The sequence below is a fragment of the Niveibacterium umoris genome (assembly GCF_014197015.1).
GTDB lineage: Bacteria > Pseudomonadota > Gammaproteobacteria > Burkholderiales > Rhodocyclaceae > Niveibacterium > Niveibacterium umoris.
On the sequence record NZ_JACIET010000001.1, the window covers coordinates 964,100 to 985,157 of the forward strand.

Annotated in this window: 25 protein-coding genes and 1 tRNA gene; 9 read left to right on the forward strand and 17 right to left on the reverse strand. The window is 61.5% G+C overall.

From position 1 onward, the window contains the following. The 4 genes from GGR36_RS04265 (at position 1) to GGR36_RS04280 (ending at position 3,886) form a co-directional block, all read left to right on the forward strand. Positions 1–1,170, forward strand: a complete 1,170-nt coding sequence (locus GGR36_RS04265) for a PilT/PilU family type 4a pilus ATPase (protein ID WP_183632202.1) — start codon at positions 1–3, stop codon at positions 1,168–1,170. Between the two features lie 17 nt (positions 1,171–1,187). Continuing rightward, positions 1,188–2,333: a succinyl-diaminopimelate desuccinylase gene (dapE, locus tag GGR36_RS04270; RefSeq protein WP_183632210.1), complete on the forward strand. Its 1,146-nt coding sequence runs from the start codon at positions 1,188–1,190 to the stop codon at positions 2,331–2,333. A gap of 9 nt (positions 2,334–2,342) precedes the next feature. Further along, a complete protein-coding gene (gene prmB / locus GGR36_RS04275) occupies positions 2,343–3,287 on the forward strand; it encodes a 50S ribosomal protein L3 N(5)-glutamine methyltransferase (RefSeq protein WP_183632212.1) in 945 nt (314 codons plus the stop codon). 149 nt (positions 3,288–3,436) lie between these two features. Next, positions 3,437–3,886: a response regulator gene (locus tag GGR36_RS04280; RefSeq protein WP_183632214.1), complete on the forward strand. Its 450-nt coding sequence runs from the start codon at positions 3,437–3,439 to the stop codon at positions 3,884–3,886. A 78-nt stretch (positions 3,887–3,964) separates the two neighbouring features. Here GGR36_RS04280 and GGR36_RS04285 read toward each other — a convergent pair whose 3' ends face one another. The 12 genes from GGR36_RS04285 to GGR36_RS04340 form a co-directional block, all read right to left on the reverse strand. Then, positions 3,965–4,450: a glutathione peroxidase gene (locus GGR36_RS04285; RefSeq protein WP_183632216.1), complete on the reverse strand. Its 486-nt coding sequence runs from the start codon at positions 4,448–4,450 to the stop codon at positions 3,965–3,967. 26 nt (positions 4,451–4,476) lie between these two features. Beyond that, positions 4,477–4,671, reverse strand: coding sequence for a Fe-S cluster assembly protein IscX (gene iscX / locus GGR36_RS04290; RefSeq protein ID WP_183632218.1), 195 nt, complete (start codon positions 4,669–4,671; stop codon positions 4,477–4,479). After that, positions 4,668–5,009 carry an ISC system 2Fe-2S type ferredoxin gene (gene fdx / locus GGR36_RS04295; RefSeq protein ID WP_183632220.1) on the reverse strand — a complete coding sequence of 114 codons (342 nt, stop codon included), beginning with the start codon at positions 5,007–5,009 and terminating at the stop codon, positions 4,668–4,670. The genes iscX and fdx overlap by 4 nt, the downstream gene beginning before the upstream one ends. Before the next feature lie 4 nt (positions 5,010–5,013). Then, positions 5,014–6,882 (reverse strand): Fe-S protein assembly chaperone HscA, encoded by a 1,869-nt coding sequence (gene hscA, locus GGR36_RS04300; protein WP_183632222.1) that lies wholly within the window; start codon positions 6,880–6,882, stop codon positions 5,014–5,016. Next, a complete protein-coding gene (hscB, locus tag GGR36_RS04305) occupies positions 6,882–7,418 on the reverse strand; it encodes a Fe-S protein assembly co-chaperone HscB (protein WP_183632224.1) in 537 nt (178 codons plus the stop codon). Before hscB ends, hscA begins: the two co-directional genes overlap by 1 nt. A gap of 76 nt (positions 7,419–7,494) precedes the next feature. Next, on the reverse strand, positions 7,495–7,818 hold the full coding sequence (gene iscA, locus GGR36_RS04310) for an iron-sulfur cluster assembly protein IscA (RefSeq protein WP_183632226.1): 324 nt from the start codon (positions 7,816–7,818) through the stop codon (positions 7,495–7,497). 7 nt (positions 7,819–7,825) lie between these two features. After that, entirely contained in the window at positions 7,826–8,230 is a 405-nt protein-coding gene (iscU, locus tag GGR36_RS04315) for a Fe-S cluster assembly scaffold IscU (RefSeq protein WP_183632228.1), read from the reverse strand. An 18-nt stretch (positions 8,231–8,248) separates the two neighbouring features. Continuing rightward, the gene (locus GGR36_RS04320) at positions 8,249–9,460 is read right to left on the reverse strand and encodes an IscS subfamily cysteine desulfurase (RefSeq protein ID WP_183632230.1); all 1,212 of its coding nucleotides are present in this window, start codon (positions 9,458–9,460) and stop codon (positions 8,249–8,251) included. Positions 9,461–9,501: 41 nt separating this feature from the next. Further along, positions 9,502–10,650 carry a cysteine desulfurase family protein gene (locus GGR36_RS04325; protein WP_183634896.1) on the reverse strand — a complete coding sequence of 383 codons (1,149 nt, stop codon included), beginning with the start codon at positions 10,648–10,650 and terminating at the stop codon, positions 9,502–9,504. A gap of 8 nt (positions 10,651–10,658) precedes the next feature. Then, positions 10,659–11,156, reverse strand: a complete 498-nt coding sequence (iscR, locus tag GGR36_RS04330; protein ID WP_183634897.1) for a Fe-S cluster assembly transcriptional regulator IscR — start codon at positions 11,154–11,156, stop codon at positions 10,659–10,661. 121 nt (positions 11,157–11,277) lie between these two features. Next, the gene (gene cysE / locus GGR36_RS04335; protein ID WP_183632232.1) at positions 11,278–12,033 is read right to left on the reverse strand and encodes a serine O-acetyltransferase; all 756 of its coding nucleotides are present in this window, start codon (positions 12,031–12,033) and stop codon (positions 11,278–11,280) included. A 47-nt stretch (positions 12,034–12,080) separates the two neighbouring features. After that, entirely contained in the window at positions 12,081–12,833 is a 753-nt protein-coding gene (locus GGR36_RS04340; RefSeq protein ID WP_183632234.1) for an RNA methyltransferase, read from the reverse strand. A 94-nt stretch (positions 12,834–12,927) separates the two neighbouring features. Between GGR36_RS04340 and GGR36_RS04345 the strand changes: the two genes are divergently transcribed. After that, positions 12,928–13,725, forward strand: coding sequence for an inositol monophosphatase family protein (locus tag GGR36_RS04345; RefSeq protein WP_183632236.1), 798 nt, complete (start codon positions 12,928–12,930; stop codon positions 13,723–13,725). 68 nt (positions 13,726–13,793) lie between these two features. After that, positions 13,794–13,878, forward strand: a tRNA-Leu gene (locus GGR36_RS04350). Positions 13,879–14,010: 132 nt separating this feature from the next. Here GGR36_RS04350 and GGR36_RS04355 read toward each other — a convergent pair. Continuing rightward, on the reverse strand, positions 14,011–15,051 hold the full coding sequence (locus GGR36_RS04355; protein ID WP_183632238.1) for an alpha/beta hydrolase: 1,041 nt from the start codon (positions 15,049–15,051) through the stop codon (positions 14,011–14,013). Between the two features lie 56 nt (positions 15,052–15,107). Between GGR36_RS04355 and GGR36_RS04360 the strand changes: the two genes are divergently transcribed. Beyond that, positions 15,108–16,037 (forward strand): helix-turn-helix domain-containing protein, encoded by a 930-nt coding sequence (locus tag GGR36_RS04360; protein ID WP_183632240.1) that lies wholly within the window; start codon positions 15,108–15,110, stop codon positions 16,035–16,037. A 41-nt stretch (positions 16,038–16,078) separates the two neighbouring features. Here the strand turns inward: GGR36_RS04360 and GGR36_RS04365 are convergent, their stop codons facing one another. Further along, entirely contained in the window at positions 16,079–16,543 is a 465-nt protein-coding gene (locus tag GGR36_RS04365) for a CoA-binding protein (protein WP_183632242.1), read from the reverse strand. Positions 16,544–16,705: 162 nt separating this feature from the next. Between GGR36_RS04365 and GGR36_RS04370 the strand changes: the two genes are divergently transcribed. Continuing rightward, on the forward strand, positions 16,706–17,800 hold the full coding sequence (locus GGR36_RS04370) for a nitroreductase family protein (RefSeq protein ID WP_183632243.1): 1,095 nt from the start codon (positions 16,706–16,708) through the stop codon (positions 17,798–17,800). A 10-nt stretch (positions 17,801–17,810) separates the two neighbouring features. Then, positions 17,811–18,413 carry a DUF3313 domain-containing protein gene (locus tag GGR36_RS04375; protein ID WP_183632245.1) on the forward strand — a complete coding sequence of 201 codons (603 nt, stop codon included), beginning with the start codon at positions 17,811–17,813 and terminating at the stop codon, positions 18,411–18,413. Here GGR36_RS04375 and GGR36_RS04380 read toward each other — a convergent pair. From GGR36_RS04380 to GGR36_RS04390, 3 genes are all read right to left on the reverse strand, one after another. Further along, complete coding sequence (locus GGR36_RS04380; protein WP_183632247.1) at positions 18,371–19,183, reverse strand: AraC family transcriptional regulator; 813 nt, start codon at positions 19,181–19,183, stop codon at positions 18,371–18,373. The two genes, GGR36_RS04375 and GGR36_RS04380, sit on opposite strands and share 43 nt — an antisense overlap. 203 nt (positions 19,184–19,386) lie before the next feature. After that, complete coding sequence (locus GGR36_RS04385) at positions 19,387–19,890, reverse strand: nucleoside deaminase (RefSeq protein WP_183632249.1); 504 nt, start codon at positions 19,888–19,890, stop codon at positions 19,387–19,389. 79 nt (positions 19,891–19,969) lie between these two features. Beyond that, entirely contained in the window at positions 19,970–21,043 is a 1,074-nt protein-coding gene (locus GGR36_RS04390; RefSeq protein ID WP_183632251.1) for a BMP family ABC transporter substrate-binding protein, read from the reverse strand. Positions 21,044–21,058: the final 15 nt, after the last annotated feature.

Sequence of the window (21,058 nt, forward strand, 5' to 3'; positions counted from 1 at the left end):
ATGATCCTCGACAAGCTGTTCCAGCTGATGGGCGAAAAGCACGCCTCCGACATCTTCGTGTCGGCCGGCGCGCCCATCCACATCAAGATCCAGGGCACCGTGATGCCGGTGAACCAGCAGGTGATGGAGCCTGCGGTGATCCAGCGCATGGCGTACGAGATCATGACGCCGGAGCAGATCCAGTCCTTCGAGAAGACGAAGGAGCTGAACCTGTCGTTTGGCCGCCGCGACCTGGGCAACTTCCGGGTCAACATGTTCTGGCAGCGGGGCTCGATCGCGATCGTCGTCCGCTTCATCCAGGGCGAGATTCCCCCGCTCAATTCCCTCGGGTTGCCCGACTCATTGGCCGATTTGATCCTTGAAAAGCGCGGGCTGGTGCTCGTGGTGGGTTCCACCGGCTCGGGCAAGTCGACCACGATGGCGTCGATGCTCGACCACCGGAACTCGACGAAACCGGGGCACATTCTCACGCTCGAAGATCCGATCGAGTATCTGTTCCGCCACAAGCGCTCGGTGGTGAACCAGCGTGAAGTTGGGCTCGATACGCACGACTGGCATATCGCGCTGAAGAACGCGATGCGACAGGCGCCCGATTGCATCCTGATCGGCGAGATCCGCGACCGCGACACGATGCAGGCGGCGATTGCCTATGCGCAGACCGGTCACCTGTGTCTGGCCACGCTCCACGCGAATAACGCGTATCACGCGCTGAACCGGATCGCGAACTTCTTCCCGCTTGAAAACCGCGGCCTGTTGTATCTCGACTTGTCGGTTGCCTTGCGCGCGATCATCTCGCAACGGCTGGTCAAACGGCCCGACGGGCGACGCATTCCCGCGGTTGAACTGTTGTCGAACACCCGGCACATCTCGGACCTGATCGAAAAGGGCAACTTCCCGGAGATCAAGGAAGCGATGGAGCAATCGCTGGCCCCAAGTTCCCAGACTTTCGAGCAGGACCTGTTCCGCCTGTACAAGGAAGGGACGATCGCCCTCGACGAGGCGCTTGGCAATGCCGACTCGCCGACGAACCTGTCGTGGCTGATCAACAATCAGCAACTCGGCGGTTCGGAACCGGACGCCCAGTCTGCTCCGCCCATCATCGATTTCGAGAAGAGCGAAACTGACGGCGCGTCGTTCAAGTCCTTCACGCTACATATGGACGATGCCTGATCCAGGCTCCCGACTGAATGAATCATCCAGTTCACACCCCTACCCGGGCGCTCACCGAAGCGCTGATCCGTCGCGCGTCGGTGACCCCGAAGGACGAAGGATGTCTTGAACTGATTGAAGAGCGCCTCGCGTCGCTCGGCTTTCACTTCGAGCGCATCGAAGCCAACGGCGTCAGTAACCTTTGGGCACGGCGCGGCACCGCGAGGCCGCTCGTGTGCTTTGCCGGCCACACCGATGTCGTGCCTACCGGACCCTTGGTGGAGTGGGAAAGCCATCCTTTCGAACCCTCTGAGCGTGACGGCTTCCTTTATGGTCGTGGTGCAGCGGACATGAAGGCCTCTCTCGCGGCCTTTGTCACCGCCATCGAGGCATTTGTGGCGGCGCGTCCGGCGCATCCCGGCTCGATTGCCTTGCTGCTCACCTCCGATGAAGAAGGCGTCGCGACCCACGGCACCAAGATCGTCGTCGAGAAACTCGCCGAACGTGCGGAGGCCATGGATTACTGCATCGTCGGCGAACCGACCTCGGTCGATCAGCTTGGCGACATGATCAAGAATGGTCGCCGTGGTTCGTTGAACGCACTGCTTCGCGTGATCGGTGTGCAGGGCCATGTTGCCTACCCGCAACTGGCGCGCAATCCGATTCACCTGATCGCGCCGGCACTTGCCGCGCTGACGGCGATCGAATGGGATCAGGGGGATGAGTACTTCCCGCCGACCACCTTCCAGGTATCCAATTTCCACGCCGGTACCGGTGCAACCAATGTGATTCCCGGTGTTGTGGAGTTACGGTTCAATTTCAGGTTCTCGCCGGCGAGCCCGGCAGAGAAGCTCAAGCACCGGGTGCACGAAATCCTCGATGCCCATGGTCTGCATTACGAGATCGACTGGCAGTTGTCGGGCGAGCCGTTTCTCACGCCGCGCGGGAAACTCGTCGACGCGATGGAGGGTGCAATCGAGGCCGCGACGGGTGTAAAGCCCGCGCTGTCGACGACTGGCGGCACTTCGGACGGCCGCTTCATCGCCAAGCATTGCCCCGAGGTAGTCGAGTTCGGACCGGTGAACGCGAGTATCCACAAGGTCAACGAACGGATCGCCGTGTCCGCCATTGAACCCTTATCCGCCGTTTATCGCGGCATTCTTGAACGACTCCTCAGCACCTGAGCGCACGCCATGCACCACGACGCGGAACACTGCAACGACGAAAACTGCGATCACGATCATTCGCACGATCCGCGCGATGAACTGGTGACGGTCCGCGATCTTCTGCGTTACGCGGTCTCTCGATTCAATCGGGCACGGCTGGTCTTCGGTCATGGTACCGACAACGCTTTCGACGAAGCGGCTTACCTGATTCTGCATACGCTGCACCTGCCGCTCGATCGCCTCGACCCGTTCCTGGATGCGTGCATACCTTCGAATGAGCGCGCCGAAGTATTGGCAGTCATCGACGAGCGCGCCGAATCCCGCAAGCCCGCTGCCTACCTGACGGGTGAGGCCTGGCTTGGACCATACCGCTTCACGGTCGACGAACGTGTCATCGTGCCGCGCTCGTACTTCGGCGAGTTGTTGCAGGATGGTTTTGCGCCATGGGTGCCGGACCCTGACGAAATCACCGATGCGCTGGATCTATGTACCGGCAGCGCATGCCTCGCGATCTTGATGGCACATGTTTTTCCGAACGCAAACATCGACGCTGTAGATCTGTCTGCCGATGCGCTTGAAGTGGCGGCACGCAACGTCGAGGACTACGGCCTTGAGCACCAGGTGCATCTGTTGCAATCGGACGTTTTCTCGGCGCTTGGTGGGCGCTGCTATGACCTGATCATCAGCAATCCACCCTACGTCACGCAAGATGCGATGGATGCCCTGCCGCCCGAATATCTGCATGAGCCCGCGATGGCGCTGGGTTCAGGCACGGATGGGCTCGACGTCGTCCGCAAGATCATTGCGCAGGCACATGCCCATCTGAAACCCGGCGGCCTGCTGGCAGTCGAGGTTGGGCACAACCGTCATCTGGTCGAAGAAGCGTGGCCCGATCTGCAAATGACCTGGCTGAACACGGCCGGTGCAGACGAAGGGGTTTTCCTGATTCGACGCGAGGACTTGCCTGCCTGACACCGCGAACTGTTTGTCATGTCCGGCTGTCGACGATCTTTACAGTGTCCGCTAAACTCAAGCTCACGTGCGCCGGTGCCGTATACGCAAGAACGAGCGCGCGATGCATTGCGCTTGTTTGAAGCCCCCAACCGCGACCCGGACACACAATGACTACCGATCGCCCTATCCTGCTCGTCGAGGACAACCCCGACGATGAGGCCCTTACGCTGCGCGCCTTCACAAAGAATCGCATTGCCAATACGGTTATTGTCGCCCGTGACGGCGTCGAAGCGCTGGATTACCTTTTTGGTACTGGTCGCCACGCCAATCGGGACATGACGCAGATGCCTGCCGTGATGTTGCTGGATCTGAAACTGCCGCGCATCGATGGACTCGAAGTCTTGCGCCGGGTGCGGGCCGACGTTCGCACCGCGCTTCTTCCGGTGGTGGTGCTGACTACGTCCCGCGAGCAGCAGGACATTCATGACGCGTACGCACTGGGTGCCAACAGCTACATCCGCAAACCCGTGGATTTCGAGCGCTTCATCCAGACGGTAGGCCAGCTTGGCATGTATTGGTTGTCGTTGAACGAGCCCGCGGATTCTCCAGCGGGCTAAGCCCACTGTTCGACTTTGCAGCTTGAAACAACAAGGGCGACCCTCGGCCGCCCTTGTTGTCCTGACCCCCGTGCTTTGTCAGCCCAGCAGTTCTTCGATCTTGCTGGCGATTTCCTCTGGCTTGGTGGCCGGCGCAAAGCGGTCTACGACGTTGCCATCGCGGTCGACCAGGAACTTGGTGAAGTTCCATTTGATTGCGGTGGTTCCAAGCAGGCCGGGTGCTTCCTTGGTGAGGTACTTGAACAGGGGATGGGCGCTGTCGCCGTTCACATCCACTTTTTCCGATACCGGAAAACTCACGCCGTAGTTCTTTTCACAGAAGGCGCCAATTTCAGCCTCGCTGCCGGGTTCTTGAGCGCCGAACTGGTTGCACGGGAATCCGAGCACCTCGAAGCCGCGCGATGCGTACTTCTTGTGGAGCGATTCGAGGCCGGCATACTGCGGGGTGAAACCACAATTGCTTGCCGTATTCACGATCAAGAGGACTTTCCCGGCGTAGTCCGCAAGATTCAGCGGCTTGCCATCGAGCGTTCGGCTGGAAAACGAGTGGATTTGTGCAGTCATCGGTTCGCTCCTGATAAGAATCACGCTCAGTCGGCTTCGTCCATCCAGGTTGCCTGGATGGCCTCGAGGATTTTTTCGCCACAGCGTTTGGGGTCGTCATCGAAACCCGGCAGGGCAATGACCCAGTTCATCAGATCGACGAAATTGACACGCGTCGGGTCGGCATCCGGGTGCAGATCCGCCAATGCGATGGCGATCTCGCGTACGTCAGTCCACTTCATCGCTTGCCCTCCCTTGCCATGTTGATCGTGTAACGCGGTATCTCGACGACCAATGGCGTCGAGCCCACCACTGCCTGGCACGAGAGGCGTGAATTCGGCTCGAGGCCCCAGGCCTTGTCGAGCAAATCCTCTTCGAGTTCCTCGGCGGCTTCGAGACTGCCAAAACCTTCCCTCACGACCACGTGGCAGGTCGTGCAGGCGCAGGACTTCTCGCAGGCGTGCTCGATTTCTATACCAGCGCCCAGCAGCGCGTCGCAGATCGACGTACCGGGAGCAGCTTCAAGCACTGCGCCTTCGGGGCACAGTTCGACGTGGGGCAATACGATCATCTGGGTCATGCGCTCATACCTTCAGGTCTTCAACCCGTTGCCCTGCCAATGCCGCACGTATCGTCTTGTCCATGCGGCGGGCAGCAAAGGTCTCTGTGAGTTTGTTGATGGCGCCAAGCGCGTCCTTGATTGCCTTGGCATCGTCGCCGGCGTTGAGCTGTGTCAGCGTGCACAAGGACCTGAGGATCGCATCACGTTCGTCGGCATCCAGCAGGTCGCCGTCCGCCGCAAGCGCAGATTCGACCGATTCGATCATGCGTTGCGCCTCGACCTGCTGCTCACGCAACGCCCGCAGGCGCATGTCGGCATCAGCATGGTCGAAACCTGCGCGCAGCATGCCTGCGATTTCGTCGTCGCTCAGCCCGTACGATGGTTTGACACTGATCGACGCTTCGACGCCGGACGCCATTTCGCGCGCAGCAACCGACAGCAAGCCATCGGCATCGACCTGGAAGGTCACGCGAATGCGCGCAGCGCCGGCGGCCATCGGCGGAATGCCTCGCAATTCAAAACGCGCCAGCGAGCGACAGTCGCGCACCAGTTCGCGTTCGCCCTGAACCACATGAATCGCCATCGCGGTCTGGCCATCCTTGTAGGTTGTGAACTCCTGTGCCTTTGCCGTCGGAATGGTCGAGTTCCGGGTGATGATCTTTTCAACCAACCCGCCCATCGTTTCGATGCCGAGTGAAAGCGGGATCACATCCAGCAATAGCCAGTCGTCTTCGTCGCGGCGATTGCCGGCGAGCACATTGGCCTGGATCGCCGCGCCGATCGCAACCACCTTGTCCGGATCGATGTCGGTGAGGGGCTCACGCCCGAAGTGCTTTTCGACAGCACGACGGATCTGGGGCATGCGCGTGGCGCCGCCGACCAGTACCACGCCATGCACGTCTTCGACACCAAGCCCTGCGTCGCGAAGTGCCTTGCGTACCGGTACGATCGTGTTCGCAACCAAACTGGCGGTCAGCGCTTCGAACTGGTCACGGGTGACCTCAAGTGATAGTTCGGTGCCGTCGGACAGTTGCAGCGTCGCGCGCTCGCGCTCGCTGCGCGACAGCGCTTCCTTGACCCTGCGGCACTCGACGAGCACCGAACGCGCATCCTCAGACGAGAGCTCACCCAGGCCGGCTTCGCCGCGCAACCAGGTCGCCAAGGCCTGATCGAAGTCGTCGCCGCCAAGCGCTGCATCGCCACTTGTCGCCAGCACTTCGAAAACGCCACGCGACAGCTTGAGGACCGAGAAATCGAAAGTGCCGCCGCCGAGGTCATACACCGCATAGGTGCCCTCGGTTTCGTTGTCGAGACCGTAGGCGATCGCCGCGGCCGTGGGTTCGTTCAGCAGGCGCAGGACGTTGAGTCCGGCGAGCCGGGCAGCATCCTTGGTGGCTTGTCGCTGCGCATCGTCAAAGTACGCAGGCACCGTAATGACCGCGCCGACGAGCTCGCCACCGAGGTGGCTTTCGGCGCGCTCCCGCAGGACTTTGAGGATTTCGGCCGAAACCTCGACGGGGCTCTTTACGCCGGCAACAGTGTTGATACGCACCATGCCTTCAGCGTCAACGAAGCTGTATTGCTTGCGCGCACCCGCCTCGATGTCGGCGAGGCCACGTCCCATGAAGCGCTTGACCGAGACGATCGTGTTCCGTGAATCCGATGCCTGATGAACGGCGGCATCCTTGCCGACTTCGACGCTGCCGTCGGGGAGATAGCGGACGATAGACGGCAACAGGATGCCGCATTGCTCACCGCGAAGACATTCCGGCAGGCTGTGACGCACCGTCGCGACCAGCGAATGCGTAGTGCCGAGATCGATGCCGATTGCGTGTCTGTGCTCGTGGGGCGCCGCGGATTGCCCGGGTTCGGCGAGTTGAAGAAGTGCCATCAGTTTTCCAGGGTTTCGAGTGCGCTGCCGATTTCTTCCTGCAGCCGTTCGAGAAACATCAGTTGCCGTACGCGCGAGGTTGCGGCGATCAGGTCGCCACGCTGATCGAAGTCGGCCGCGAGCGATTGCTCCATCTCTCGGGTGTCATGCCGCAATTCGCGCAGCAGATCGTCGAGTGCATCGACATCACCAGTCTGCTCTGCCTCTTCCACCGCCTCGCGCAACATCATCTGACGCATCAGGAACTCGGGCGGCATTGCAGTGTTCGACTCGATTCTTGGATCAACCCCCGCAAGATGCAGCAAATAACGGGCACGCGGCACCGCCTTGCGCAAAACGCGGTAGCCCTCGTTGGCGTGGGCTGCCCATTGCATCGCGACACGCCGCTCGTTTTCCGCCAGGTGCGAGAAGCGGTCCGGGTGGATCTTTGCCTGCACGTCGAGGTAGGCCGATTCGAGCGAGCTCAGATCCACCGCGTAGCGTCGGGGCAATCCAAACAGGGAGAAGTAGTCGCCAAGCGCGTCTGAAAAGTTCATTGGTATCTGTAAAGACAACGCCGCCGTGCGCATCGGTGCGCCGCGGCGGCGTCGCAACGGCCGAGCGGAAAGCGGATCAGACGTTGAAGCTCTCGCCGCACCCGCACTGATCCTTCACATTCGGGTTGTTGAACTTGAAGCCCTCGTTGAGGCCCTCGCGCACAAAGTCCAGTTCGGTGCCATCGATGTAGGGCAGGCTCTTCGGATCAACCAGAACCTTCACGCCGAAGCTTTCGAACACGATGTCCTCAGCCTGCGCCTCATCGGCGTACTCAAGCTTGTAGGCCATGCCGGAGCATCCCGATGTCTTCACGCCGAGCCGGATACCGACCCCTTTGCCACGACGGGAGAGGAAGTTTTCGACGTGCTTGGCAGCACTCGCGGAGAGCGTAACGGCCATGATTCCCTCAATCTGCCTTCGGCGTAGCCTCGACCTGTTTCTTGCGATAGTCCTCGACCGCCGCCTTGATGGCGTCTTCGGCGAGGATCGAGCAGTGGATTTTAACCGGCGGCAACGCGAGTTCTTCTGCAATCGCCGTATTCCGGATATCCATCGCCTGATCGAGCGTCTTGCCCTTGACCCACTCGGTGACGAGGGACGACGACGCAATCGCAGAGCCGCAACCGTAGGTTTTGAACTTTGCGTCTTCGATCACGCCGGTCTCGGGGTTCACCTTGATCTGCAACTTCATGACATCACCGCAGGCGGGCGCGCCCACCATGCCAGTGCCGATGCCGATCTCGGTCTTGCCGAAAGATCCGACATTGCGCGGATGCTCGTAGTGATCCAGAACCTTTTCGCTATAGGCCATTTCGGTACTCCTTGTTCTTCAGTGCGCGGCCCACTGGACCGTGTTGAGATCAACGCCTTCCTGAACCATCTCCCACAGCGGGGAGAGCTCGCGGAGCTTGCCAATCTTCTTGTGAAGCAGATCGATCGCGTAGTCGATCTCTTCTTCGGTCGTGAAGCGACCAATCGTGAATCGGATCGAGCTGTGCGCAAGTTCATCGTTGCGCCCCAAAGCACGCAGCACATACGATGGCTCAAGCGATGCAGACGTGCATGCGGAACCCGACGAAACCGCCAGATCCTTGATCGCCATGATCATCGACTCACCTTCAACATAGGCAAAGCTGATGTTCAGGTTGTGCGGCACGCGATGGATCATGTCGCCGTTGATATACGTTGCCTCGATGTCCGACAAGCCCTTCAGCAGGCGATCCCGCAGCTTGCCGATGCGAACGTTGTCTGCAGCCATGTCTTCCCGTGCGATGCGAAACGCTTCGCCCATGCCCGCGATCTGGTGGGTCGCGAGGGTGCCCGAGCGCAAACCGCGTTCATGCCCGCCGCCGTGCATCTGCGCTTCAAGTCGGACACGTGGCTTGCGACGCACATACAGCGCGCCAATACCCTTCGGACCGTACGTCTTGTGCGCTGAGAACGACATCAGGTCGACCTTCAGTTTTTCAAGATCGATTTCGACTTTTCCGGTCGCCTGAGCAGCATCGACGTGGAAGACGATGCCGCGTTCGCGACAGATCTCACCGATTTCGGCGATCGGCTGAACGACGCCGATTTCGTTATTCACGAACATCACCGAGACGACGATCGTATCTGGCCGTATTGCCGCCTTGAACTGCTCAAGATCAATCAGCCCGTTGTCTTGCACGTCGAGATAAGTGACCTCGAAGCCCTGACGTTCAAGCTCACGGGTTGTATCCAGCACCGCCTTGTGTTCAGTCTTGACCGTGATCAGGTGCTTGCCCTTGCCCGCGTAGAAGTGAGCGGCGCCCTTGATCGCGAGGTTGTTGGATTCGGTCGCGCCTGACGTCCAGATGATTTCCTTGGCGTCGGCATTGACCAGCGCTGCGACCTGTTCGCGCGCTTCTTCGACTGCGCGCTCGGCTTCCCAGCCAAATGCATGTGAGCGGCTTGCCGGATTGCCGAAGTGTTCCGTCAGATACGGAATCATCTTCGCAGCCACACGCGGATCGACCGGTGTCGTCGCGGAATAATCGAGATAGATCGGAAACTTCAGCATCGCATCCACTCCAAACGGGGTTCCCCGCATTTCACATGGGCTCAAACCGCAACCGCGGCGAGCGTTCTCAATCCGTTAACTGTCTCTTCAAGCGTCGTGCAAAATCGGGCGAGGTCGTCACGCGATGTATCCGCGCCGAAGCTCACGCGAATGGCGCCGCGTGCAAGGGTTTCATCGACCCCCATCGCCAGCAGAGTGGCCGAGGGGCGCGGATCGGCGCTTGAACAGGCCGAACCGCTTGCGACCGCAAAACCGGCCCGATCCAGCTTGGACACCAATGTCTCGCCATCGATTCGCTCGAAGGCGAAGAAAACCGTATTCGGCAGGCGCTCGGCGCCGGCGCCAAATACCTTGGCGCCCATCCGCGAAACGGCTGCGACCAAGCCATCGCGCAGATCGGCCAAGCGCCCGCTGCGCGCATGCAGATCCGCAGTGGCAAGCTCGCAAGCCTTGCCGAAGCCAACGATCGCCGCCACGTTCTCGGTGCCTGAGCGCAGGCCGCGCTCTTGCCCACCCCCCGCGATCAACGGTGCAATGTCGACACGCTTGTCGAGAACCAATGCACCTGCACCCATCGGCCCACCGATCTTGTGCGACGACACGGTGAGCGCGCTCACGCCCCAGTCACGGAAGCTCACCTTGATCTTGCCGAGCGCCTGGACTGCATCGGTATGGAACACCGCACCCGCCCGCCGCGCAGCCGCAGCCAACGACGCGACGTCCTGCACGACGCCGGTTTCATTGTTCGCACACATGACCGACACGATTCGCGGAGTGCCAGTCATCAGCGCATCAAACTCTGATGTCTTGATGCGCCCGCTTTCATCTACCGCCGCAGTCGACAGCGTCCATCCTGCTCTCTGAAGCTGTCGCGCGGGTTCACGGACGCAGGGGTGTTCGGTCGCGCCAACCACGATGCAGCCCGGCTTTGACACCGCCGCCACACCCTTGATGATCAGGTTGTTTGCCTCCGAGCCACCGGACGTGAAAACCACCTCGGTCGGATGCGCGCCGACGGCAGCCGCGACTTGCTGCCGCGCGTGGTCAACCGCTGCCCGCGCGTGCCGCCCGTAGTCGTGCCGACTCGAGGCGTTGCCGAAGCGTTGCCCCATGTAAGGAAGCATCGCTTCAAGCACCCGCGGATCAAGCGGCGTCGTCGCGTTGTGGTCGAGGTAGGTCGGCGCAAACATCGTGGCCATCAGGCAGAAGCGATTGCCTCTGCCTTTCCTTTGATCTTGCCCTTGGCTACGCACGCCCGCTCGTCATGGAGAACCGCCTGACCCTGCATACGCGCTTGCTGCTGAACGACCAGCGCACCCAGCGTCACCGAATGCAGATATTCATACATGCGCTTGTTCAGGTTCGACCACAGGTCGTGCGTCATGCAGCGGTGTTCGTCCTGACAGTTTTCCTTGCCGCCGCATTGGGTGGCATCGAGCGGTTCATCAACGGCGATGATGATGTCCGCTACCGAAATTTCCGGCGCCGGACGGGACAGGCAGTAGCCGCCACCTGGGCCGCGCACGCTGGCGACCAGGTTATGCCGGCGCAATTTGCCGAAGAGTTGTTCAAGGTAGGACAGCGAAATTCGCTGGCGCTCGCTGATTCCCGACAGGGTGACCGGGCCGTCGCCTTCGCGTAGCGCCAGGTCAATCATTGCCGTCACGGCAAAACGCCCTTTGGTTGTCAGTCTCATTAGCCAGCCCCGCATCGGAACGGGCGTCGAGGATATGCTCGATGCGCCGCTCAATAGTTGATCGATTTACTCAAGAATACAATTCCCGAGCAAATCAGTCAAGTTTGGGCCTCTTGCGCCGTCAATCGACCATCTTCGAGAGCCCGCTCGGGTCGAACGCGTCGCACGCAGCAAGATCACCGTCCAGTTCCACGCCGGCCGCTTTGAGGCGCCCCATCAAGAGTTCAAAGCGACGGTCGGTTTCTACGGCGTGGTCAAGAAGGCCATGCAGCGCCTTGGCAACCGGATCGTCCATATTCTGTGTGACGCCGTAAGCGGAAAAACCCATTTCCATCGCTTTCTCTTCGCGTGCCTGATCCTTGGCCGACTCGATGATCCGGGCAGGATTGCCAACGGCCGTCGCGCCAGCGGGTACGGGTTTCACGACCACCGCGTTCGACCCCACCTTGGCGCCCGCTCCCACCGTGAAGCCGCCGAGGACTTTCGCGCCTGCTCCGATCACCACGCCGGCTTCAAGCGTCGGATGGCGTTTGGTGCCGCGGTACAGCGACGTTCCACCGAGCGTGACACCCTGATAGATCGTGCAGTCATCACCGATGTCTGCGGTTTCCCCGATTACAACGCCCATGCCGTGATCGATGAATACCCGGCGCCCGACCGTTGCCCCCGGATGAATCTCGATACCCGTCAGCCACCGTGCAATCTGCGACAGGAAGCGAGCGGGCCAGGTGAATCCGCGTCGCCACAGCCCGTGGGAAATCCGGTGAAAAATCAGTGCGTGCACACCGGGATAACAGGTCAGCACCTCCCAGCGCGAACGGGCCGCAGGGTCGCGTTCGAGAACGCTGGCGATGTCTTCACGCAGTCGCGCAAACATGGGGTGCCTTCAATCGGTTGAAGAAGAATCGGTGTGAGCAGTGAATCCTAGGAATCCCTAGTATTTCGGTCAACTTTTGCCTCGAAGCTCGTGAGCATGCCGCGCAGGATTGCGACCTCCTCACGCTCGACGGCCGCTCGTCCGAACAGTCGGCGCAGGCGCGGCATCAGACGTCGCGGTTTCTCCGGATCGAGAAAGCCCGACTCGATCATTGCGCGTTCGAAATGCGCGACGAGACGCTCGACATCATCATGCGTGGCGACTTCGCCAAGCTGCTGTGGCAAGGGCGCCAACCTGCCTTCGAGCGCGCATCGCCGGAGCTCATAGGCAATGACCTGCACTGCAGCGCCCAAATTGAGGGAGGCATATTCCGTGTTGGCCGGAATCGTTACGGCGCGCTGGCACGCCATGACCTCTTCATTCGACAGCCCAAAGGTTTCGTTGCCGAAGACGACCGCGACATCGCCCTGTGCCGAAAAGGCCAGCAACTCAGGCGCGACCTCACTCGCCCATCGCGGCGCGGCGCACATTTCACGAATGCGCGAGGTCATCGCCGCCGCCAGAACCGTCCCTTCGAGCGCCTCCTCAAGCGTGTTGACGACGCGCGCCGCATCCAGCACATCCGTGGCGCCGGACGCACGAGAAGAGGCCTCCGGGTGCGGAAACGACTTTGGCGCGACCAGTACCAACTGGCTCAAGCCCATCGTCTTCATCGCCCGCGCAGCTGCACCGATGTTGCCGGGGTGGCTGGGCCGGGAAAGGACAACGCGAATACGGCTCAGCGCCAAAGGCTCAGTCATAGTAGAATGTAGGGTTTCCCGATTTCGAACAGCCCGACGCTAGTTCCGGGCCAACGACCGAGCGGCAGCCGCCGCAACAAGGCAGACGCAATTCATGCACCCGACGCTCAACATCGCCGTCAAGGCCGCGCGCCGCGCAGCCAGCATCATCAACCGCGCCTCGATGGATCTCGACCAGATCGAAGTCCGCGCGAAACAGCCCAACGATTTCGTCACTGAAGTAGATCGCGCAGCAGAAGCAGCGATCATCGAGACGATCCGTGAAGCCTATCCGGACCATGCGATTCTAGCAGAGGAGTCCGGCGCCTTCGGCGACAGCGAGCACCAGTGGATCATCGATCCGCTCGACGGCACGACCAATTTCATCCACGGCTTTCCGCAATACGCTGTGTCGATCGCCTATGCGCAAGCCGGCGTCGTGCAGCACGGCGTGGTGTTCGATCCGACACGCAATGAACTCTTTACCGCGTCGCGTGGCCGCGGCGCGTTCCTGAACGACCGCCGCATCCGCGTCTCCAAGCGCATCCGCCTGAGTGACGCGCTGGTCGGCACGGGCTTCCCGTATCGCGCCTTTGAGCATGCAGAGGCCTACATCAAGATCTTCCGCGAACTGACCGAAAAGACGGCCGGTCTGCGTCGCCCGGGTTCGGCATCGCTCGATCTCGCGTACGTCGCTTGCGGTCGTTTCGATGCGTTTTTTGAAATCGGCCTTGCACCTTGGGACTTCTCGGCCGCAGCGCTGATGGTTCAAGAGGCAGGTGGTCTGGTCAGCGACTTCGCTGGCGATGCGGACTACGTCAACACCGGCAACATCGTCGCCGGCACCCCCAAGGTCTTCTCGCAACTCATGCAGATCATCCAGACCCACAAGGGTGACGCGCTGACTGCCTGAAACTGAAAGAGTCGAAGGGCGCAGTTCCAGCGATCACGCTATACTGCCGCCCCTCGACTCACCAGTGTGCGGGTGTGGCGAAATTGGTAGACGCACCAGATTTAGGTTCTGGCGCCGCAAGGCGTGAAGGTTCGAGTCCTTTCACCCGCACCACCGTTCTTGTTGGGATTCCCGGATTGTCGATCTGACGGGCTGGCCCCGTCCTCAAGGCATTTTCCCGGGGAATCTTCCCTCGTTTTCCCGAAGCTTTTTCCGTTTTCCCAACGGGACCCCTCCCCCTCCGGATCACCTCTGCGACGAGAACGCGTTGGAGAAGTGCGGCACCATGAACTTCACCGGAAAGTTTGTCGGCATGCTGTGCGTCGCGTCGATCAACTCAAGATGATGTTCCACGCCCTTGGCGTCCAGTAATCGTGAAAACGCCTGGCTGCCGGCGACGATCCAGGCGTATTCATCGTCCTTGCCAACCACAATCCGGATCGACTTCAGCCGCACCGCCTGTGCAAGGTAGGCATCGATCTTTTCCTGCGGCGCACCGAAACCCCGTTCCCAGTTGTCGATAATTCGCTGATCGTCCGGCGTTCCGTCGAACCGGGGTATCTCTGCGTGCGGGCGAGGCAGCGCCGGATTCGGGGAAAACGCGGCGCCGTATGCCCGTTTGATTTCGCTGTTCCAGCTATCCCAGGCAGACTTGATCTGGCCCGGAGCGACCAGTCCCGGGGCGAATGCGAGCACCGATTGATAGACGTCCGGGTGTCTCATGCCAAGGTGGATCGCGCCAAAGCCTCCCATCGACGCGCCCGCTATGCCTCGGCCTTGGGATGTCGGAATGGTGCGGAGCGTGCTGTCCGCCCACGCCACCAACTCCTTCACCACATGGTCTTCCCAACGTCCGGTGACTGCCGAATTCACATAGAAGCTGCCCCGAAGACTGTTTGTTCCATCCGCCTCCACGATGATGAAGGGTGTCACGTCGGGCTTGCGCATTTCCGTGTCGAGTGCATCCTTGAAATACGAGAGGAAGCCCATGCCTCCGCCAAAGCCATGCAGGTAGTACACCACCGGGAAACGGCGCTCTGGATCGTCAAAATAGGCCGGTGGAAGGTAGACCGAAAAGTAGCGAGACGCAGCCTCCTGCAAGATGCCGTCATGTACGGCCTCTGAACGCAGCTCCTCGAAGAGCAGCAGGGATCGGGCCGCGGTTGTTGGCTGGCGCGCGCTGACCTCCGCTTTGACGGGTGTCGCTGCCTGCACGTCACAGGCAAGAAATGCGGCGCCCAAGGCACAAACACCGAAAAGCGTTGCAAGTTTGATGGCTGGTTTCATGATCGGGTACGCGAGTTCAACATGGCATTCATCCTGACCGCCTGCGAGCGTCCAAAGTGAACCTTTCTTGCGATTCGCCGCCGACGAGTGATGCGCTCGCTGCGATCCGCCGCTTGCTGGTTCATATCGAAGCCAACCTGACCGAACCTTTGAGTCTGGCCGATCTGGCCGCCGCAGCGGACTATTCGCCTTTCCACCTGCATCGCGTGTTTGGTGCGCTGGCCGGTGTTCCCTTGATGAGCTACGTGCGTAACCGTCGGCTCGATGAGAGTGTGGTGGATCTGCTGAACGACCGCGGATCTGTTCTCGATCTCGCGATCCGCTATGGATTTGGATTCGAGCAGAGCTTTACGCGTGCGTTTTCGCGACGCTTCGGCACGACGCCCGCCCGTTTTCGCCGATCGCCCAAGGCGGTACGTATTGCCGCCCCACTTGCCGTTCAGGAACCACGCGGCGGCGGAATCCTGGCAGAGCCGGCGTTTCTCGTGTGTCCCCAACGTGTCCTGGTCGGCCGTTCAAGTCAGGTCGCGCTTGATCGCGATCGCATCGAAGGCCTGGCGAATGGCGCAGCGCGCGCGTTCATGCAGACGGACGCGCCGAGAATTCAGGCTTGTCTCTCACGCCAGGTCTATTTCGGCTATGTCAAACCTGTGCACCCGATGACAGGGTTTGCCACCTATGTGCCGTCACTGGAGGTTCGGCCGGATGCGCCGCTGCCCTCCGGGCTACAGCGCTACGTGATCCCCGCCAGACGCTTCGCCGTGTTCCGTTACGTGGGTTGGCACGCCCCTGAAGCGTTGAATTTTGCCAAGTTGAGCGCGCTGCTGGACAGCATTTTCCTTGACTGGCTACCGCATGCAGCCTGGCGGCTTGATCCGGCGTTTCATCTGGAATCGGTCGATCTGAGCCGCTGCAGCCCCGACTTCACCGAAGCGCAGATCCATATCCCCGGCGCGCCGATCGGAAAGCCGATCGGTCGCTGTTGAACGGCGCATCAAGCGCAGGCGAAGCCGCCGGGTGAAACGCATCATTTCGGCACGCGCCCGCTCAGCCCCAGGCAGAACCTGAACGCCCGGTGTGCCAGATCGACGGGCGGCACATACATCATCGGGCATCCTCCCTCGATCACCGTCATGCCCGCCGCGCGACACACGTCCATCGCCTCGGCGCTGACGCTCCCTTCGCCAAACGATCGATGCAGCCACAGCGCGCGCACGCCGCACGACGCGGCCTCCTTGGCCACCTCCACAGCGGCTGCAGGGGTGGTCACCACCATGACACTGCCGACGTGGGCAGGCACATCGGAGAGGCGTCTGTAGCAGGGCTCGTCGCCGATTCTCTCGGCCGCCGGATTTACGAGGAACACCGTGTGCCCTGCATCACGTAAGCGTTTCGCGATCAGCGCTCCCGGGCCGCTGCCAGTGCGCGATGCGCCGGCAATTGCCACGTATTGGCTCTGCAGAAAGATGGCGACATCGGTCGGCATGTTCATGACGTCTCCCGCTGGCAATCGAGTGACGCCAGTGTCGCAATCGCAGCTCCTGAATGTATTGCGGTGGCTCAGAGCGGCAGGCGTCGCACATGCCGACTGGGTGCTTTTCTCGCTGACGTTTTTTTCCTATAGCCGCGCTGCGAGAACTGGCCCAATGGGGCCATGAAAACCCAGCGGACACGGCACATGAAACGACGTGACCTCCTCCTGGCAGGTGCTCGCCTGCTTTGCTTCTGCAGCCTGCCCTCAATCGCTCTCGCGGCAAACGACAGGCGCAGAGAGCCGGAATGGCTCCCCGAAGCCTTAAGCATGCTCGCAGACGCCGCGCGCGCGCCAAGCAGTCACAACACCCAGCCGTGGCACGTCGAACTGCATGAACGCAATCGCTGGACGCTGCGAGTTGCGCCGGGCAGAAGCCTGATGGTTGTGGACCCGGATGGGCGTGAGCGGAGCCAGAGCCTCGGCGCATTCATCGTTGCGCTGGAAGTTGCCGCCGCAGCCCGTGGGCTACGGCTCGAAGTGACCAGCACGACATCCCCTGACGCGCCCATCGCGCTACACCTCCTTCCCGGCCCTCGCGATACCTCGTCACTCGGGGCGCTGCGTCGGCGCCGCACCCTGCGCAAAGCCCTGGCTCCGTTGGCTGACATGCAACCCTGGCTTTCGCAGCTCTGCGGAAAAACGGAGACGGCGCGGTTCATTGCGGCCGGAACGCCGGAGGCGGCGGCGATCGATAGAGCAACCCTGCTGGCCACTGAAGAACAGTGCAAACAAGACGGCGTCTGGCACGAACTGGCGCGCTGGATTCGCTGGCGACCCGGCGATGTCGTGGCGAACCCGACCGGCATCACACCGCAGACGATGGAACTGACCTGGCTGGCGCGACGCTGGGTCGAAGCAAGCTACAGCGCCGACGATGTGCTGGCACCCGCCTTTCGTACCCGCACGCTGCAGCAGACTGCGGCGCAGCTGGCAGAAGGCTCTGGCTGGTTGGTCTTCGCGACGGACGACAACACCGCACACGACTGGCGCAACACCGGTGCAGACCTCATGCGTATCTGGCTCGAGGCGGTTCCGGCAGCTGTTGCGCTCCATCCCATGTCTCAGGCAGTCGAGGTGACGTCCCGGCGCGCGGCCCTGGAGTCGGCGCTGGGGCTTACCCACCTGCAGATGCTCGTGCGCGTTGGCAGACGCGCGTATCCGCCCGAAACGGTCAGCCCCCGGCTTGCGGCGCACCTTATTTCGGGCTGGCGTTGAGGAGATCATCATGCATTCAAGGAAATCATCCATCGTGGCCGGCGTTATCGCGCTAAGCGTTCTGTCCGCCTGCGCGGTACTCGATTCCCGGCCAGACAGCACGGCTTCGGCCGGCAGCTGGAACATCGTGCGCAAATCCGAGAGCGTGGAGGTAATGGTTCGCAAGGGCGTACCAGAAGGGGCGCTGAAAACCCCCGGCCTGGGGACGGTGCGCGTCCACAGCAGCTTTGCAGGTGATGACGTCGAAGAAGTACAGCGGATCGCGGATGCGCTCACGAGCAAGCTCAAGACAGAGTTGCCGGCCGCTGGCGACGGCGCTTCAACGCTTAACGTGACGATCAGCGAACTGAGCCCGGTTTCGCCAGCATTGAACGTGGCCTCGGCCCTTCTCGTCTTCTATCCACTGGACACCGGCGGCGCCACCATCGAGGCCGAGCTCGTCGACTCCGGAGGTACACGTGTGGCGGTGTGGCGCGAACGACTCTCCGGCGGTCTGGGGCTCACCGGCAGTCTCTCTCGCTGGGCAAAGGTCAGGAACGCCGTCGTGGCATGGGGGGAAGCGTGCGCACATCAACCGCCCTGGCTCATGCCCGCCAAAGTGGCCGCGTTGTAAAGGCTCAGCAAGTCAGGCCGTGGCGTCGCCATGCGTCTGAATTGTGTGGGCGTCGTCCCGGTCAGCTGGCGGAAGTCCGCAATGAAATGCGATTGATCGAAGAAACCGGCACGCAACGCGAGATCGGCATCGCTTGCGGCGTCGATCATCCCCAGGCTCGCGTACAAACGCTGCACCCGAGCCAGCGATTTGGGCGCGAGCCCGAACGAAGCCCACACCCGGCGCTCGAGCGTGGCCTTGCTGATACCGAGTTGGTCGGGCAGCCGCGCGATCGGCATGGCGTTGATAAACCCCATGACCCGGGCACATTGCCTGGGCGACCACACCAGGCGGTCTTCCCAACGTCCGATTGCCGTCTCGATCGATTCGAGGACTTTCGTCAGGCCGTGGTCTGCCTCGTCAGCGAGTCGCTCGGCGCATAGATGCGGCCAAAGGCGCTCAAGCGGCTGCATCCAACCGGCGAGCGCCTCGGCAGAACAACCGATGACGGCCGGTGCGACGCCGCCTGCCAGCTTGACCAGCCATGCGCACGCGCGCGCATCACAGCTCACCGCCCCTGCACCGCGGATCGGGCCGAAGCTGACCGCGCCATCAACCGACGATTCAAGTTCCCCGATGCGGACCCGCACTGCGCCTTCGACCAGAAAGAGCAAGTGCACCCGAGCCCCCGCCAACAGCGGCAGGTGTTCGTGCGGCATCAGCTCGACCCAACTCAAACGTTCGAGCCAGGGGAGAAGCGAGTTTGGGATCGGCAGATCGACGAGGCGCATGGACCCGGCGTGACGAATGGTCTAACTCGCGATTGTTGGTCTTTGTGCTGAGCGGGTTCCTGATCTGAATCGGTCCACGTGCAGATTCGGTGATCCGGCGTGTGATCGACGGTACTTCGTCAAGGGGTCGCCGTTAGGGCAACACGCCCGCGTCGGCTCTGGTTTGCCCTTCTCGCCCGAGCCATCCCCGGACGACCAATGGGCTAGCGGGAAATCCAGAACGCGCGCTGCATCGCGATGGTTTCAGCCGCGATTTCGGGAATCGGTCCGATCAACTTCACCGGTTTCTGCGAGTGTGCGAACACGTACTCGGATGAAATACTCAGCGTCGGGTTTTCCGCATGGTTACCGGTCGCTGACAGCAGTTGCGCTTCGGTCATGCCGAAAACCACCCGACCGATGTTCGCCCAGTAGGCAGTGCCGGCGCACATGCAGCACGGTTCCACTGCGGTGTACAGCGTGCAGCCCCACAGGTAGTCGGCGCTGAAGTTCGTTGCCGCGACGCGCGCCAGCGTCGATTCGGCGTGATTCACCGTGTCGATGTTGCACTGTTCAAGCAGCACGGTTTCCTGATCGGGCCCGACCAGGATGGCGCCGAACGGGTGGTGACCCAGGCTCACCGCGCGCTCGGCCACGGCGTTGGAACGTCGCAGGTGGCGCAGGATCTGCTCATGGGTAGGGTCGAGTCCCTGGGCGGGATAGCGCATGGCAACTCCTTCAATCGGGCGAACGAAAACGCCCGGCGGCGCCGGGCGTCTCCACTTCCAGTTTCAGATAGCGCGCGGCCTATTTCGGCACCGAGCCTTCGACGCCTTCGACGTAGAAGTTCATCTTTGCCAGTTCGCTGTCCGGCAGCGACTTGCCTGCTGCGATGAACTCCTTGCCGGTCTGGTCCTTGAGCGGGCCAGTGAAGGGGTGCAGCGTGCCGGCCTTGATGCCGTCGCGGCGTTCTTCAGCCAGCTTCTTCACATCCGCCGGAACGGCCGGGCCAAAGGCTTCGATGTTAACCGCGCCCTGCTTCACGCCGTACCAGATCGGCGTCGGCTTCCAGGTGCCGGCCATGACCTTTTCGACCGTCTCGTTGTAGATCGTGCCCCAGTGCAGCACCGAGGCGGCCAGGTGCGCCTTGTCGCCGAACTTGCTCATGTCCGAATCCCAGCCGAAGGCGTACACGCCCTTCTCTTTCGCGGCCTGGACGATGGCCGGCGAGTCGGTGTTCTGCATCAACACATCGGCGCCTTGCGCGATCAGCGTCAGCGCGGCCTCACGCTCCTTGCCCGGATCGAACCAGGTGTTCACCCACACCACGCGTGTCGTCACGGCCGGGTTGACACTGCGCGCACCGATCGTGAAAGCGTTGATGTTGCGGATCACCTCAGGAATCGGGAAGGAACCGACCACGCCCAGCTTGCCGTTCTTCGTCATCTTGCCGGCCACGACGCCGAGCATGTAGGCACCTTCGTAGGTACGCACATCGTAGGTGCCAAGATTCTTGCCGGACTTGTAGCCGGTTGCGTGCATGAACACCGTCTTCGGGAAGGCCTTCGACACCTTCTCCATCTGGTTCATGTAGCCGAACGAGGTCGCGAAGATCACCTTGGTGCCCTTGCTCGCCAGATCGCGGAACACACGTTCCGAGTCGGCCGTCTCGGGCACGTTCTCGATGCCCTGTGTCTTCACCTTGTCGCCGAACTTGGCATCGACTTCCTTGCGGCCCACGTCGTGCGAATAGGTCCAGCCATGATCGCCGGTCGGGCCGATGTAAACGAAGCCGGCCTGCAAGGGCTCGGCCGCCTGAGCGGCACTACTGATACCCAGGGCCAGCGTGACGCCAGCCACAAGACACTTGAATCGGGACATTGAACGCTCTCCTGT

What these genes read in the sequence shown, in the direction of transcription:
- GGR36_RS04370 (WP_183632243.1), top strand. Translation starts at nt 16,706, where the DNA reads ATGAAAACCCAGCGGACACGGCACATGAAACGACGTGACCTCCTCCTG.
- GGR36_RS04355 (WP_183632238.1), bottom strand. Translation starts at nt 15,051, where the DNA reads ATGAAACCAGCCATCAAACTTGCAACGCTTTTCGGTGTTTGTGCCTTG.
- hscB (WP_183632224.1), bottom strand. Translation starts at nt 7,418, where the DNA reads ATGAACTTTTCAGACGCGCTTGGCGACTACTTCTCCCTGTTTGGATTG.
- GGR36_RS04325 (WP_183634896.1), bottom strand. Translation starts at nt 10,650, where the DNA reads ATGTTTGCGCCGACCTACCTCGACCACAACGCGACGACGCCGCTTGAT.
- fdx (WP_183632220.1), bottom strand. Translation starts at nt 5,009, where the DNA reads ATGACCCAGATGATCGTATTGCCCCACGTCGAACTGTGCCCCGAAGGC.
- dapE (WP_183632210.1), top strand. Translation starts at nt 1,188, where the DNA reads ATGAATCATCCAGTTCACACCCCTACCCGGGCGCTCACCGAAGCGCTG.
- GGR36_RS04280 (WP_183632214.1), top strand. Translation starts at nt 3,437, where the DNA reads ATGACTACCGATCGCCCTATCCTGCTCGTCGAGGACAACCCCGACGAT.
- GGR36_RS04345 (WP_183632236.1), top strand. Translation starts at nt 12,928, where the DNA reads ATGCACCCGACGCTCAACATCGCCGTCAAGGCCGCGCGCCGCGCAGCC.
- iscX (WP_183632218.1), bottom strand. Translation starts at nt 4,671, where the DNA reads ATGAAGTGGACTGACGTACGCGAGATCGCCATCGCATTGGCGGATCTG.
- GGR36_RS04390 (WP_183632251.1), bottom strand. Translation starts at nt 21,043, where the DNA reads ATGTCCCGATTCAAGTGTCTTGTGGCTGGCGTCACGCTGGCCCTGGGT.
- iscA (WP_183632226.1), bottom strand. Translation starts at nt 7,818, where the DNA reads ATGGCCGTTACGCTCTCCGCGAGTGCTGCCAAGCACGTCGAAAACTTC.
- GGR36_RS04265 (WP_183632202.1), top strand. Translation starts at nt 1, where the DNA reads ATGATCCTCGACAAGCTGTTCCAGCTGATGGGCGAAAAGCACGCCTCC.
- GGR36_RS04385 (WP_183632249.1), bottom strand. Translation starts at nt 19,890, where the DNA reads ATGCGCTATCCCGCCCAGGGACTCGACCCTACCCATGAGCAGATCCTG.
- GGR36_RS04375 (WP_183632245.1), top strand. Translation starts at nt 17,811, where the DNA reads ATGCATTCAAGGAAATCATCCATCGTGGCCGGCGTTATCGCGCTAAGC.
- iscR (WP_183634897.1), bottom strand. Translation starts at nt 11,156, where the DNA reads ATGAGACTGACAACCAAAGGGCGTTTTGCCGTGACGGCAATGATTGAC.
- cysE (WP_183632232.1), bottom strand. Translation starts at nt 12,033, where the DNA reads ATGTTTGCGCGACTGCGTGAAGACATCGCCAGCGTTCTCGAACGCGAC.
- iscU (WP_183632228.1), bottom strand. Translation starts at nt 8,230, where the DNA reads ATGGCCTATAGCGAAAAGGTTCTGGATCACTACGAGCATCCGCGCAAT.
- GGR36_RS04365 (WP_183632242.1), bottom strand. Translation starts at nt 16,543, where the DNA reads ATGAACATGCCGACCGATGTCGCCATCTTTCTGCAGAGCCAATACGTG.
- hscA (WP_183632222.1), bottom strand. Translation starts at nt 6,882, where the DNA reads ATGGCACTTCTTCAACTCGCCGAACCCGGGCAATCCGCGGCGCCCCAC.
- GGR36_RS04285 (WP_183632216.1), bottom strand. Translation starts at nt 4,450, where the DNA reads ATGACTGCACAAATCCACTCGTTTTCCAGCCGAACGCTCGATGGCAAG.
- GGR36_RS04320 (WP_183632230.1), bottom strand. Translation starts at nt 9,460, where the DNA reads ATGCTGAAGTTTCCGATCTATCTCGATTATTCCGCGACGACACCGGTC.
- GGR36_RS04340 (WP_183632234.1), bottom strand. Translation starts at nt 12,833, where the DNA reads ATGACTGAGCCTTTGGCGCTGAGCCGTATTCGCGTTGTCCTTTCCCGG.
- prmB (WP_183632212.1), top strand. Translation starts at nt 2,343, where the DNA reads ATGCACCACGACGCGGAACACTGCAACGACGAAAACTGCGATCACGAT.
- GGR36_RS04380 (WP_183632247.1), bottom strand. Translation starts at nt 19,183, where the DNA reads ATGCGCCTCGTCGATCTGCCGATCCCAAACTCGCTTCTCCCCTGGCTC.